Source organism: Mycolicibacterium chlorophenolicum, from assembly GCF_001044235.1.
Taxonomy (GTDB): Bacteria; Actinomycetota; Actinomycetes; order Mycobacteriales; family Mycobacteriaceae; genus Mycobacterium; species Mycobacterium chlorophenolicum.
Genome location: NZ_JYNL01000009.1, coordinates 206107 through 220016 on the forward strand (window position 1 = coordinate 206107; position 13910 = coordinate 220016).

Annotated in this window: 8 protein-coding genes; 3 read left to right on the forward strand and 5 right to left on the reverse strand. The window is 65.6% G+C overall.

Annotated elements, in window-relative coordinates:
• The first annotated feature begins 5 nt into the window (after positions 1 to 5).
• Together MCHLDSM_RS05250 and MCHLDSM_RS05255 are read left to right on the forward strand one after the other, a co-directional pair.
• Positions 6 to 2231, forward strand: coding sequence for a tyrosine-type recombinase/integrase (locus MCHLDSM_RS05250; RefSeq protein WP_011777823.1), 2226 nt, complete (start codon positions 6 to 8; stop codon positions 2229 to 2231).
• The gene (locus tag MCHLDSM_RS05255; RefSeq protein ID WP_011782546.1) at positions 2228 to 2662 is read left to right on the forward strand and encodes a DUF6262 family protein; all 435 of its coding nucleotides are present in this window, start codon (positions 2228 to 2230) and stop codon (positions 2660 to 2662) included. The genes MCHLDSM_RS05250 and MCHLDSM_RS05255 overlap by 4 nt, the downstream gene beginning before the upstream one ends.
• A gap of 343 nt (positions 2663 to 3005) precedes the next feature.
• Here the strand turns inward: MCHLDSM_RS05255 and MCHLDSM_RS05260 are convergent, their stop codons facing one another.
• The 4 genes from MCHLDSM_RS05260 to MCHLDSM_RS34905 form a co-directional block, all read right to left on the reverse strand.
• Entirely contained in the window at positions 3006 to 7172 is a 4167-nt protein-coding gene (locus MCHLDSM_RS05260; RefSeq protein WP_048469159.1) for an FtsK/SpoIIIE domain-containing protein, read from the reverse strand.
• Positions 7173 to 7243: 71 nt separating this feature from the next.
• Positions 7244 to 8770 (reverse strand): type VII secretion protein EccB, encoded by a 1527-nt coding sequence (gene eccB, locus MCHLDSM_RS05265; protein WP_048469160.1) that lies wholly within the window; start codon positions 8768 to 8770, stop codon positions 7244 to 7246.
• On the reverse strand, positions 8755 to 10632 hold the full coding sequence (locus tag MCHLDSM_RS05270; RefSeq protein ID WP_053082897.1) for an AAA family ATPase: 1878 nt from the start codon (positions 10630 to 10632) through the stop codon (positions 8755 to 8757). Before MCHLDSM_RS05270 ends, eccB begins: the two co-directional genes overlap by 16 nt.
• A 64-nt stretch (positions 10633 to 10696) precedes the next feature.
• Complete coding sequence (locus tag MCHLDSM_RS34905; RefSeq protein WP_234713873.1) at positions 10697 to 11863, reverse strand: hypothetical protein; 1167 nt, start codon at positions 11861 to 11863, stop codon at positions 10697 to 10699.
• Between the two features lie 186 nt (positions 11864 to 12049).
• Here MCHLDSM_RS34905 and MCHLDSM_RS05280 point away from each other — a divergent pair, with 186 nt between their 5' ends.
• Positions 12050 to 12949, forward strand: coding sequence for a conjugal transfer protein (locus tag MCHLDSM_RS05280; RefSeq protein ID WP_082168747.1), 900 nt, complete (start codon positions 12050 to 12052; stop codon positions 12947 to 12949).
• Between the two features lie 129 nt (positions 12950 to 13078).
• Here MCHLDSM_RS05280 and MCHLDSM_RS05285 read toward each other — a convergent pair whose 3' ends face one another.
• A complete protein-coding gene (locus tag MCHLDSM_RS05285; protein WP_048469162.1) occupies positions 13079 to 13897 on the reverse strand; it encodes a hypothetical protein in 819 nt (272 codons plus the stop codon).
• Positions 13898 to 13910: the final 13 nt, after the last annotated feature.

Genomic DNA, 13910 nt, shown 5'->3' on the forward strand with positions numbered 1-13910 from the left:
CACCGATGGACCCACCGCCGCCCCGGGGCGCGGCCTCATCCCCGGTCGCGGTCAGTTCCTGGCAGTCCCAATGGGCCCGAGTGCCCGGGCAGTGGCGTAAGCCCGTCTATCCGATCGACACCGCACCCTTCCAGGAGGTGTTCCTGCGCAACCAGTTCTACCTGCGGGGCAACCGCGCCGGGGCCGCCCACGACTTCACCCCCGCCGCACCACCGCGATTCGCCGAGGAAATCGCTTGGTGGGTGTGGTGGTGCTGGGATCAGCAGCTGCGCAAGATCGAGCCGTCGCTGCTGGCGTGGCTGGTGCGCACCCTGCCCGCGGCCATCTCCGAGCACACCACCCGCACCGGCGCTGCGCCCACTAGTATCGCCGAGCTCGATCCCACCGAGCTGATCCGCCAGGCCGCGTTGAGCTTTCAGCGCCGCAACAACCGGCTGCCCTCACCCGGATCGCGGCGCAACATCAGCCACCTCATCGAACACCTGCACTTGAACGTGTCGGTATCGTGCACCGACACCCCGTGGTGGGCCCACGACATCTGGGATCTGCGCGCCGATCCCCGCATCCCGCAACGCCCGCACGAACCCTGCCACGACCAGACGGTGCGGCTGCGCGGGATCACCCCAGACTGGCTGCGCGAAGGCCTGCGGTTCTGGCTGCGCAGCGCCCTGACCTACGACCTGCTCACCTGGTCCTCGGTCGTTGACCGGGCCCGCAACCTCGGCTCGCAGCTGGGCCACTTCGCCACCACCGCAGGTCATCTGCAAGACCCCTTGATCAGCACCGACCCCGACCAGCTGCGCACGGTGTTCCTCGACTACCTCGACTACCTGCGCTCACCGCAGGCCGCCACCCATTCCGAGCGGCTCACCTCCGACACGGTCGCTAGCCTGCAAGCCCAAACCCAGTCGTTCTACACGTTCATGCACGACCACGCCGCCGAGGCAGCGACGGCCACCGCCACGGCACGCTGGCGCGACATCACCCTGACCCACACGGCGTTATGGTCGCCCATCAACGCCCCCAAACACCGCCGCCGCGCACGCGAACTCACCTGGCATTCCACCGCCGACCTGCAACGCATGCTCGCCTACCTCGACGTTTTGGCCGCAGAACCCAAACAGAAAGTGGTGCTCACCGGCCCCGACGGGGACCTCTCGGTCCTCGCAGGCCTCGGTGACCCCCAAGCCGCCCGGATCTGGCTGCTGCAAGCACTCACCGGCAGGCGGGCCTCGGAGATCTTGATGCTCGATTACGACCCGCTCGAGGCGATCCCGGGCCAGGACCGGCCCGTCGGCACCGAACCCGACAACGGGGCGTTCGTGGCGCGGCTGCGCTATCAACAGACCAAAGTCGACGGGATCGTCCCCACCATCCTGGTCGAGCAAGCCATCGTCGACATCATCGGTGAGCAACAACGATGGCTCACCACCAAATACCCTCAGCTGCAATCCAAATACCTGTTTCTCGGGCTGAAGAATCAGCACCGCGGGCAACGGCCCCGCTCCTACACCACCTACCGGGCCATGCTCGACAAACTCGACAAGTGCCACACCCTCACCGACAGCGCCGGGCGGGCACTGCGATTCACCCAAACTCACAGGCTGCGTCACACCCGGGCCACCGAACTGCTCAACGATGGCGTTCCGTTCCACGTCGTGCAGCGCTACCTCGGCCACAAAAGCCCCGAAATGACCGCCCGCTACGCCGCCACGCTGGCCGCGACCGCCGAAGCGGAATTCCTCAAACACAAGAAGATCGGGGCACACGGTGCCGACATCGACATCACCCCGCACGACATCTACGAGATGACCCAGCTGGCCGCCCGCACCGACCGCGTCCTGCCCAACGGGGTCTGTCTGTTGCCCCCGCTCAAACAATGCGACAAAGGCAACGCCTGCCTGGGCTGCGGGCACTTCGCCACCGACACCACACACCTGGACGAACTGCGCGCCCAGCTCGCCGCGACCGAGGCGCTCATCGCGACACGGCGCGACCAATACCGGCAACGCGCCGGCCGCGAACTTGGTGACGACAACATCTGGATCATCGAACGACACCGCGAAATCGACTCGCTGCATGCCATCATCGACCGCCTCGCCGCCACCGCCGACAACTCCGTCGCCGGCCCAGGCACAGGCAAACGACTGCCGCTGCTGCAGATCCAAACCCGCGGAGCCCACCAATCCGCCCTCGACAAGGCCAGCCGACCCCGCACCGGTGAGCAATGACCACACCGCGCTCCACCGACGCGATCGTCGCCCACGCCAAGAAGCGCTACGCCGCCACCGAAAACAAGATCGCCAAAGCGATCAAGGACATGCGCCGAAAAGGGCTCACGATCAACCCGCAAACCGTCGCCAAACACGCACGGGTTTCCCGCAAAAGCGTCTACAACCACAGCAACCTGCTCGACCAGATCCACGCCGAATCAGCCAAACCCACCCTCAACCCGGCACCCACGACACCCCAGCCCGACACCGAATCCAGCATCGTCACCGCCTTGCGCGAACAACTCCGCACCCAAAAGCAGCGCTACCAGACAGAGATCGCCGAACTCAAAGCCGAGAACAAAACCCTCGAACAAGCCCTCGCCACCGCACACGGCGAACTGCACCGCCTCCGCAACACAGCAACACCCACCGCGAGCCAACGTCGGTGACACCGTTACAGATAACAGTGTCCCCTACGAGAAAACCCCATCTAAAACCCACGTGGGTGACAGTCCTACACACCCCACAACCCGTTACAGATAAGGTGGCCGGCAGTGACCACGGGGAGTTTCTGGGCCACGGGCGTGGGCGAGGTGGAGCTGCGCAACGCGCTTGGCAGGACCTGGCGCCAGCGGTCGGAGGGTGGGTAGGCCGCGCCGGGAGGCCGCCGGTTGATGGTGCGCAGAGACGCCGCCGGCGCTGTACTTCGGGGACGAAGTTCCGAAGTGCAGCGCCGGACTTGAGTGTCGCGCGTCGCTCCCGGCACTGACCGCCGGGCGCGCTGCCTTACTGCTACCAGGGGCGAGCGTGAGCGGTTTGGATGACTTCGGGCACCATGGTCTCGGCGTCGACGAGCATCGCCTGACCGGGTCGACGAGGCGCGAACTTGATGCCTGTTCCCGGCCACAACGTTCCCTCGGCGACCGGGCCGCTGAACAGAAGCGTTGCTGACTGCGCGCCCGAGAGCGCCTTGTAGATGCGCGAACTCATCCGGGTGGTGGCGAAGCCCTGCGCCGGTCCGGTGATGTAGACGTGCAGGCCCAAGTCGTTGCGGCCCTCGACGAGGCCGGCGATCGGGTCGATTGGGTTCTCCTGCCCGAACATGGCCGTCGAGCCGCCGAAGGCTTGGACGCCGTCGACCAAGACGAAGATCTCGGGGCCGCTGTACCAGGAGCGGTCTCGGATCATGGCCGCGGTGAGTTGTTGGTCCATGGTGGGGTTGCGGCGCTCGATTTCGGTCTTGACCTTTGCGACGATCTCGCTGCTGGTGGTCTTGTCGCTGGAATAGCCCATGAGGTAGCCGCGCTTGCCGAGTTCCTCCTGCTCGGTGAGGAGCTCGTACTTCGTCTCCAAGATGACGATTTGAGCCTGCTCAGGAGTGAACTGCTGGACGATCGAATTGATGATGCCGCGCAGCAGCGATGTCCGCCCTGACTTGGGCTCGCCCACAGCCACGAGGTGCGGCGAGGTCATGTCGGGGATGGTGACGATGCGCAGATCCTCTGTGCTGACACCGATGGGCAGGTGCTTGTCGGTGGCGCGTTGTCCGCTCCACCACTCGGCGAATTCCGTGGGTGCCGGGGCGTGCCCGAGTTTGCGCTGGCACGTCTGCACACGATGGCGGTCGTAGACGTCCCACACCACGCTGTAGTCGATGACCGGCGGCGCCGGGTCGACTCGGGGCGCCGTGATGGCCTCGCCCTGGGCGTCGGTGTGCAGCTGTTGCATGGCCGTCACGAACCGTTGGATGGCTGAGCTGTAGTCGGCGTGAGGGTCGTAGACCGGGTTGCCTTCCTCTTCGCCAATCGGTTCTACGGGTTCGAACATCGGGATCAGAACGCGGGCGGCGAGTGATCGGTCGAGATCGACGCAGCGGCCCGGCTGGCGGGCGGGGATGGAACGGAGCAATGCTTTCTGGCGCTGATCGAGTCCTATGGACGACGCTGGATCTTCGACGGCGAGTTGGATCGTGGTGCCGAAGAAATCGTTCAACTTGAGCGGGATTCGGTTTTGCGATTCGCCTGAGACGATGAGGTGCACGCCCAGGCGGCCGCCGTCGTTGAGCAGTCGAAGGAAGGTTTCCTTGGCCTCCGGTTTCTCATCGGTGAAGCTGGGGAAGCCGTCGATGACGAGGAAGTAGTGGCCGTACGGGTCGTCGTCGACGGGGTTGGCGGCGCGCGAGGCGAAGTATTGATCCAGGGACACCACTCCCCTGACACCGAACTCCCGCTCCCGGATGTCGATGAGCCTGAACGTTTCGCCGATGAGGCGAGCGACTTTGTCGGTGTCGGACTTGCGGGCGTAGCCGCCGACGTTGGGCATCTGTTCCATCTCGCCGAGCTTGGCGCCCGCGTAGTCGACGAGGTAGAACGAGCAGAACGCTGGGGAGTAGGCGCGGCAGGCGGCGGAGATGACGGCCTCGATGGCCGTCGTGCGACCCGACGAGCCGCGTCCGATGACCCGGATGTGAGCCTTGCTTCCTTCGGGGGTGATGACGTAGGGCAGGCGGGTGTGCAGCCGCGGCGCGTCCGTGTCGCCGATCCGCAGCTCGAGCCGTTGAGACGTGGCTGGCTGAATGTCGATGTCGGCGTAGCTGATGGGGGTACGCAGCGACGGCTTCCACAATTCGAGTCCCTTGACCTCATCGAAGTGCGAAAGACGCTCGATGAGCGCGTCGCGCATGGTCGCGTACTTGATCTTCTCGTTGCCCGAATCGGCCTCGGGGGCGGGTTGTTCGTCAGCGTCGGTGACGAACTGATTGCTCAGGGTGAACCGATGAAGCCGCCTCGCCGCTGTGGCGCCGTCGGCGTTCTGTGCGGCTGCGGCGACCTTGCCGAGACGCTTGGGGATGTAGGGCGCCTCGACGTCGAAGCTGATCCCGTTGGTGAGCCGTTCGCCGGTGTCACGGCGCAGGATGAAGGCACCGATACCCATCGGTAGGTCCTTGGCGGCGTCGGTGTCTTTGAGGACGGCCCTCGACCGTTGGCCCGTCTGCGTCTTCAAGGAGATGCCGAAGGTGAGGTGTTCCATGAGGTCCTGCAGCAACGACTGATCGATGTACTGCGAGCACGGGATGATGTGCATCCCTAGGCCACCACCAACAGCGCCGACCCGGGTCAGCAGTCGGAGGTAGCCCTGCTCCTTGTGGGTCTCCATGAACTCGCGGAACTCGTCGACGAAGATGAACAGATCTGGCAGGGGCGGGAGCGTGGGGTCTTCCCGGCGCATCTTGCGATACGCCACGACGTCCTTGGCCTTGTACTTGCGCAGGAATTGCTCGCGGCGGATGATTTCGCCCTCGATCACCTCGTATGCGCGCTCGACGAGCTCGATTTCCTGTTCGAGGTTGGTGATGTTGGCGACCACGTGCGGCAACACCTCGTAGCCGGCGAAGGTCGAGCCGCCTTTGAAGTCCATCAGGATGAGGTTCAGTTTCTCGGGGGGGAAGAATGTCGCCAGCGCCAGAACTGTGCCGTTGAGCATGTAGCTCTTACCCGAGCGGGTCACGCCTTGGAACGCGCCGTGGAGGCCCGTGCCGCCGACGGAGGGTTCGGCGAAGTCGAGGGTGATGGGCTCGTTGGTCCGCTTGTAGTTCTCGGTTGCCCGAAATCCGATTGGGATCTCGAAGTTGGGGCTGAACGCGGTTTGCTTCCACCGCGGGCGGGGGTCGAACGTGGCGAGGTCTGTGATGCCGAGGGTCTGGAGGAAATCGGTTAGCTCCGTGGGTGCGGCGCTTTCGGTGGTCGCGACGCCGTCAAAGTTGGGCGGTCGGTGTCGGCTCATCTTCTGGGCGATGAGTCGGGCTTGCATGACGCTGACCGAGTCGGCGTGGGCGAAGTTCTTCTGTGTGGGGGTGGACAATTCGCGGCTTGCGGTGACTCTGATTCTTCCGGCGGTCTCGGTCAGCGATTCGCTGATGGCCCGCAGGATGATGAATGTGGTGTTGGTGGTCGAAAAGCCAGGCGGCAGTGCGACGTCGGAGTCGGGGGTGTCGACGAAGACGACGGTGTGGCTGGTGTCCTCAGCGGGGCGTTCGCGGGTGTCGTTGACGAACTCCGAGACTGACCGCCAGGCGAGGCGTGCGGTGCCGGATCGGTCGGTGCGGAAGCGGTCCTGGGTGTGGGGCGCCCATTTGAGCCAGTCCCAGTCGTCGTTGTCGGGGTTGGGGCAGATGAGTCCGATGGTCAGGTCCCGTGGTGAGGAGTTGTACATCAGGGAGACGATGACGGCGCGGGCCAGTCCCATGACGGCCTCGTGATCACCACGGAACGCGTAGGCGGGCAGTTCTCGCAGGCTCAGACCCAGGGGGCAGTTGGTGACGAATTGCTGGGTGCGCATGAACCGCCGGTAGGCCGCGTAGGTGAATGGCTCCTGTTGTTCGTCGACGGGCTCTTGATCGCGGGTCTTGATGCGCGGGAAGACTCGGGTGATGCCGACGCCGATGCGTGCGGTCAGCCATGGGTGCGTTGCTTCGGGCTCGTCGTCGGCGTCGTCGAGGGCTGGCGTTTCCGGGCGCACCGTCCACATGGTGGGGCGGCCGACGCGGGTGAAGAGGAGGTCGGGGTGTGGGTACACCAGTGATTGCAGGGCGTGGATTTGGCGGCCGTGTTGGTGGGCCAGTTTGCGCTTCTCCCTCAGCGCAAGCAGGTAGTTCTTGCGTTTGATGTTCAGCTCTCCCATCGAGCCGCCGCCAGCGCCGCCGACGCCGAGGTAGGCCAGCGCGCCGACGGCCATGCCCATCGGGGCCATCATCATCATGGGTGAGATGACGCGGGTTCCGGTGAAGATCATCATGCCGAAGAAGCTGATCATGATGACACCGATGAAGACGGGGATCAGCCGCATGTACCAGGGCCCGGGGGCCTGTTCCTCGAGGATCTCGGGATCGGGGACCACGACGGGCTGATTGTCGATCGGTGGTGACACCCGCGGCGGTGAGACGAAGGCTTCAGTGGCCATGTGTGCGTATCCCCCTGTGACAGTTGGCGATTAGTCGAGTCAGAAATGAGTGGCGCTGCGGCGACACTGGGTCAGCCCGGCGGTGCGGCGGCCTGGTCGGCCTGTTGCGGGTTGGCGGGAATGGCCTTCTGGTTGAGGTCATCTGGCAGCAGGCCGTGAACGGTGAGTGCGTTGGCGCGTGACAAGGTGGACCCCGGTGCGTACAGCTTGGCGATCGACCACGGGATGGGCAGCGGGTCGCGGGTTCCCAACCCGAGCGCCTTGACGACCTCGTCGTACTGCCCGGAGGAATCAGGCCCGATCATGTAGCGGATCCCGGTGTCGTCGATGTACATGAGCTGTTCGGCGGCGTGGGAATCCGGTGCGGCGCCGGTGATTCGGACGAACCAGCCGTGGCCGGGGTCGGTGAAGCTGGCGTTGGCGGTGGCGTTCGGGTCGGTGGACTTGAGCAGTGGAACGACCTTGCTGAGGTCCTCGGGGGCGATGGGAAGGGATTCGCCGGTGGAGATGGTCGTGGTGGCGCGCTGATCTCGTGCGCCCTTCTCCCATGACCAGCACAGGACGTGCGGCGTGCGGAAGGTCGGCGTGCGGTCGGGGTAGTGGTTGACGTCGATGTCGTTGGCCAGGGGTTGTTTGGCCAGGTCGGACGGATCGATGGTGGTGACCTGGTTGCTTCCGGTGTTGATCAGCAGTTGGGCGACGAATTCGGGTACCAGTTGCAGACCGTCGGAGAGGGCGACGCGGTATTGGCGTTGCCCGTCGGCGTCGCTGGTGGTGATGACGTCGCCGTTTCGGACCGCGGGCAGGCCGGGGTTTACTTGGCCTCGGTCAGCGATGTAGGGCGTGGTGAGTGTCGGCGCGGCGGGGATGGCGTTGAACAGGCCTAGCGAGATGGGGATGGCGTCGTCGATGACCTTCGGGTTGAGCGCGAGTGCGGCGCGGGTGGCCATGTCCTGGGGGGCGATCAACGTCCGCTCGCCCTTGTAGACCATCCAGAGTTGATCGGGCGCGGATTCGAGTTTGACGAGGATGGCGTCGGTGTTGCGCAGCGCACTGACGGCGGGGCTGACTGCGTCGGTGCCGGCGAGCAAGGTGGTCGACAGTGCATCGGTCTTGGTGAGCGAAAGATCGGTGGTGTCGGTGTGTTTGTCACAGACAGTCCAGTCGGCAGTGTCGTCGGTGCGCTGCGAGAGGTTGTTGGGGGCGGAGGGAATGCCCATCAGCTGGCCGCGCGGTTGGCCGGTCAGGGTGTCGTCCTTGACGACCTTGGGGGTGTCGGCCTTGCCGACGATCAGCCGCGCGGAGGCCAGGTTGGTGACCGGATGCAGAGCCCCGTCGAACATGACGTAGTAGCCGCCGGACTTGGTGATGACCATGCTGGCGCCGTTCTGGTCGGCGCGTGAGGCGAACACCGACATCAGTAGCCCGATGGCGGGGATCATGGCGGCGAGGAAGATTCCCACGGCGAAGGCGAGGGTTTGGGGCGAGAAGGGGCTGGTGTTGAGGCTGGTGTCGCGGCGGGTGATGCCTTGTTCGATGCGGCGGACGCCAAGGCGGTAGCCGGACAGTTGGACCTTGGTTGTCAGTTGCCGTGCCACGTGTGTTCTCCCCCTGAGTTGTCGGCGCCGGTGTGCGGTGTGGTCGGTGGTGTCGGGCTGCGCCGGCCTAGGAGCGGATCGATCTTGTCGCGCAACGCCAGGGCCACGTCCTCGGGCACGAGCGAGAAGAATTCCTCGTCGGACAGTGCCTGCATGTTGCTCGCGCCGACTCGAAGGCTGCGGTACTCCTCGGCGGCTTCGATGACGTTGCGCACGAAGCGGCCGTTGCCGGCGACGTCGATCAGACGTCGGCCGGCGTGATCTTGCACGAGCAGCAGTGAGCGCGTCTCGTCGACGATGAGGTCGCGCGACGCTGCGGGGAGTATCGAATTGCGTTGTTGGGCCAGCACTTCGGCGATCGCACCGATTTCTTCGGGGCTGTAGGAAGAGAAGTTGATTCGGCGGGCGACGCGAGAGCTGAGGCCGTCGTTGGCGTCGAGGAGGCGCTGGATGTCCTCGGGGTAGCCGGCGACGATGACGACGAGCCGGTCTCGCTCGTTTTCCATCCGCGCAAGGATGGTGTCGATGGCGATCTTGCCGAAGTCGTTCTTGGTCTCTGACACGACCAGGGTGTAGGCCTCATCGATGAACAGAACGCCGTCGAGGGCACTGTCGATGACGGCGTTGGTCTTGGCTTCGGTTTCACCGATGTGCTGGCCGACCAGCTCGGCTCGGCGCACCTCTTTGAGTTTGTTGGTCTTGATCATCCCCAGGCCGCACAAGATGTTGGCGACGATGCGGGCCACGGTGGTCTTGCCAGTTCCTGGTGGCCCGGTGAACGCCATGTGCAGCGACTTCGCCTGTGCTCCCCGGCCGCGGCGTTTAGCCTCGACATCCCAGGCGACGTCTCTTCTGAACCGCAGAACCTGATGTTTGACGTCGGTCATGCCGATCTGCCGGTTCAGTTCTGCGTCAGCTTCGGCGAGCAGCGTGTTTTGGGCTTCGGCGCGTTGGGCCTCGCGGACCTCGCTGAGGTCAGTTTCCGTGCTGGGATCCCAGTACGATCCGCGTTGCCGAATCAGTTCTGCGGTGGTCTGTTTCAGGGTGATCGTCGGATCTGCCAGCGCGGCGTCCAGTTTGTCGGTGCGCACGTAAGCCATTCCGCTGTTCCAGAGGATCGCCGCGGCGTCCTCGTCGCCTTTGGCGCGGGCGATCAGGCCGAGGTAGTAGCACGATTCGGCGCCGACGTTGATGTAGTGCGCGAGCTCGGCCTTCTTGAGGCGTTCCTCGGCGACGATGAAGTTGCCCAGGTGGGCGTAGGCGATGCCGCTGTACAGGTAGGCCGCGGACTGCAGGAGGGTGTCGGTCTCGCCGGCGTCGCGCTCATAGGCGTCGAACCTGTGGGGCGAGAGGACGTCTTGGGTGAGGTCGATGACGTCTTGCCAGCGTTCGGCGCGGAAGTGGATGTAGGCCTTCATGAGGGTCACGGGGGGCAGCGGTGACGGGGCGGCGTTGAGGACGTCGTAGGCGTCGGCGAAGCGGGACTGCCCGGCCAGGATGGCCGCGTAGCCGAGGTGGGCGATGGTGCGGGTCCGCAGGGTATAGGTCAGATCGAGTTCTGGGATGAGGCTGACCTTGGTGAAGAGGACGTCCTCCCGTAGCCGCTGGCCGTTCTCGATGACCTGGCCGAGCAGCTTTCCCCAGGTGGGCAGCGTTCGATAGATGTTCTCCACGATGGTGGGTGCCGCGGGGCGATCCTCGTCGAGGATGGCCAGTGCGCGGTAGAGGTCGCACTGATCGGGGTCGAGCTGCTGGATGCACCACTGGAAGTGTTCGCGCGCTGAGGCGGTGTTCTTGTGGACGATCCCGGCGGTCAGGCCGGTGCTGAAGTAGGTGACGAGGTCGCTGGTGCTTTGGGTCATGGTGTGGTCCCCCGGGGTGAGGCGGTCGAGGAAGGCCGCGGTGTGAAGATCATGGTTGCGGCGTTCAGGCTGTGCCGCCAGCGGGGCGGCCGATGATGCTGAGGTGGCCGACGGCGAACGATCCGTCGACTTGCCCCGCGTCGGGCCCGCCCAGGATGCCGGGCAGCGGGCCGCCCTGGTTGGGGACCGCGGGTGGGCGCTCTGTCCTCTGGATGGTCGCGGTGATGATCTGTGTGGCGATGTTGGGAATGGTGAGGGTGGCGCCGCCGCGGGTCGGGTTGATCTTCTGCACTATCTGCGTCCCTCCGATGCGCCACAGGATCTGGGTGACCAAGCGGTGTTCGTTCCAGTGGTCTTCGCCGTTGGGTTCGACGTAGTCGAAACCGGGCACGATGGTGATCGCCGAGACGACCACGGGTTCTTTGAATTCGATCGTCAATACCCCGTTGTCGACGCCGTAGATGCGGGTGCAGATCCAGGCCTGCGACTTGTCTGATCCGAAGATCAGTCCCGGGTTGTCGGAGCTGCCGGCCGGGCAATCGGCGGAAACGTTCTGCGGCAACAGTGGGGTGTCGGCGGGGGCTGTCGTCGGCGGGGGCGGCGCCTCGGCCGTCAGAGGTGGTGCGTCGATCGGGGCGGAGTCGTGGCCTCCGCCGATGACGAGCGCGCCGGCCAGCGCTACCACCAGGACCGCGGCAACCGGTGCGGCGATGCGCGCCCACCCCGGCAACGATCCCCACATCGTTGCCAGCGAGTGACCGCGCTGGCGGGCAGGTTGGGGGTCCCACGGCGCGGTCGCAGGTATGGGGTTCCCCAACGGAGCGGTGGGCGTCGGCGAGGCCGGCGGTGGGTCGTCGACGGGGGCGATATCGGCGACATCGTCGGGCACGGTGAGTTCGTCGGGCTGCGGTGGGTGCCACAGCGCGTAGCGGTCCTCCTCGACTGTTGCGGGGATGCCGGCGTGGTCGCCGTCGGGCAGCCATACCGGCGGGTCGGGGAAGGCTGGAGTGACTTTGCCGCCGCCCCCCTCGGCGCCACCCACGGGTGTCCACGGCGCCGCGACACTGGCCTGCGGGCTCGGCACGGTCTGGGCGGGGCGGGGATCGTCGCGTGCCCAGTCCTCCAACTCGGGTGCAGGTCGTTCGATCGGTGGCGGCGGTGGGGGCGCCGGAGCGGGAAGGACCTCGTTGAGCAGCGCGTTCATGGCTGCGTACTCGTCCTCAGGTGACAAGGTTCGGTCGGTGAGGAACTGATCGACCTGAGAATGGATGCGCTTGGCGTGCGCGGGTGCGATGTCTGCCGGGTCAAGCGGTAGGTCCCCCTTTTGTGCCACGTCCGCTCGCGCCTCCGGTCCGATGTTTCAACTTGACTTTATGATAGCGGCGAGTTGCCAACCGCCTGGAAAGACACCTTCATCATGCCGTCACTGTCCGAAATCCAGTTCACCCCGAGCGCGACACGGCGCCTTTTTTTCGCGACCGCCGCCGCCGCGTGGACGGCTCTTCTGGTCGTGATCGCCCTGATCGTCTGGCTCATTCGCATCGAGTCCGCACAGAAGCCAGTGGACGTCATGAGTGAGATCAACGCCTACGTCGGCGCGGAGTTCTTCGCCCGAAACTTCCTGTTGGTCTGGCTGGGCGGCAGTCCCCACGAGGCGGAGAAATTGGCGACGATGACGGCGATGCCCGGCCAACCTCAGCTCAATGCCGACCCGTTCACCGTGCTCGATATCAACGCGGTGCCACCGGTGACGCGCACTGCTGCCGGCAAGGAGACCGAATGGGGTTTGACTCTTGCCGCCACCCTGATCTCACCCGGATCAGGCACGAACGCGCGCAATTACTTTCGTGTCACCTTCGTCGAGGCCGGTGGAACGTACAAGGCGTTGATGTGGCCGCGGCCGGTTAACAACGCTGCCCGGGCGGTGCAGATCAGTTCGTATTACACCAACGGCATCGCCGCCAACACTCCGTTGGGCACGCAGGTTGGCGCGTTCTTGACCGCGTTCTACACCGGCAACAACGCGGGTTCGCTGGGCAGCTACGTGTCCTCGGAATTCACCGACAGCGCCATCAAGGGCTCGCCGTACACGTCGGTGCAAATCACCTCGATCATGGCTGCCAAGGACTCCCCTGACACCGCTACGGCGCAGCCGGGCACCACGGTGCACGTGTTGGCGACGGCCAAGGCGGCAGTGAGCACGACGACGTTCAACACCATCGACGCCCCGCTGCGGCTGACGCTGAGCAACAACAAGCAGTGGCTGGTTGACGGGTTCGACGAGCCGGTCCACTTCGGGGACGTCAGCTACAAGTAGCGGCCCGTCGTCAGGCTGCACCGACTGGGCCGCCGTACTTCGACGGCGCCTGGGCGGGCTGGGCGCCCGAGCCACTTCGGGCGGCCGGGCGCGGCCGGATGGCACCCCCGTTGGCTTGTGCCCGAGCCCTTACGGGGTGGGTGTCGCCGGCGACGATCCAGTGGTGGTGGGCGTGCCGGCCGGCGGTGCTGGTGGTGCGGGGGCGGTGAGGGTCCAGCCTCCGGCCGCGGTGCGTGAGAGCGGCGCGCCGGGGCCGTGGTCGGCGCCAAGTTGGGTTGCGGCGGCCAGGACGTCGGGCGGTTGTGCCGCGGTCACGTCGACGTCGACGTCGTTGACCGAGTAGTGCGTGATGTCGGAGGCGTTGGTGATGGTCGCCGAGTTGGGTCCGGCGGTGTAGCGGCTGCCGTCTAGGCGGGCGGCTGGCGTCGGTGTGAGCGCAGCCGTCCACTTCGCCGGTGGGTAGAACAGCTTGCCTTGCAGCAGATCACCGATGTTGACCCAGCCCGGCGGGGGTGGTGGCGTACCGGTGACACCGAGGGCTGACCAGAAGTCGGTGTCACCGCGGAGGTAGACCGTGCCTTGGTCGAGCAGGGCGTCGCCGCGAGTGCCCCCGGCGGTCATCACACCGGATCCGGCGGTGTTGTCGTCGAGGTAGGTCAGTTGTACGCCGAAGGTGTGTCCGTTGACGACGATCGTCCCGGACGCCTTGTGCGCACCGGAGCGCTGTCGAGCCAGCAGCGTGGTGATGCCGGTGATCTCCAGCTGGCTGAGGGGGTGTTCGGTGGGCAGGGTTGGCGGCGGAGGCGGGGGCGGCGGGTCAGTGCGGGTCAGGGCCCAGGTCACGCCTGCCGTGGCGGCGACGAGGGCGACGAGGAGGACGGGGATGATGACGTTGCGCCATTGGAACGCCTTCGGGGCACGCCAGTTGGTGTTGCCGGTGGTCGTCATCGCGGTGTCTTCA

Bases quoted from the DNA above. Each gene is read 5' to 3' on its own strand.
- MCHLDSM_RS05270 (WP_053082897.1), bottom strand. From the start codon at position 10,632: ATGACCCAAAGCACCAGCGACCTCGTCACCTACTTCAGCACCGGCCTG.
- MCHLDSM_RS05280 (WP_082168747.1), top strand. From the start codon at position 12,050: ATGCCGTCACTGTCCGAAATCCAGTTCACCCCGAGCGCGACACGGCGC.
- MCHLDSM_RS05285 (WP_048469162.1), bottom strand. From the start codon at position 13,897: ATGACGACCACCGGCAACACCAACTGGCGTGCCCCGAAGGCGTTCCAA.
- MCHLDSM_RS05260 (WP_048469159.1), bottom strand. From the start codon at position 7,172: ATGGCCACTGAAGCCTTCGTCTCACCGCCGCGGGTGTCACCACCGATC.
- MCHLDSM_RS05255 (WP_011782546.1), top strand. From the start codon at position 2,228: ATGACCACACCGCGCTCCACCGACGCGATCGTCGCCCACGCCAAGAAG.
- MCHLDSM_RS05250 (WP_011777823.1), top strand. From the start codon at position 6: ATGGACCCACCGCCGCCCCGGGGCGCGGCCTCATCCCCGGTCGCGGTC.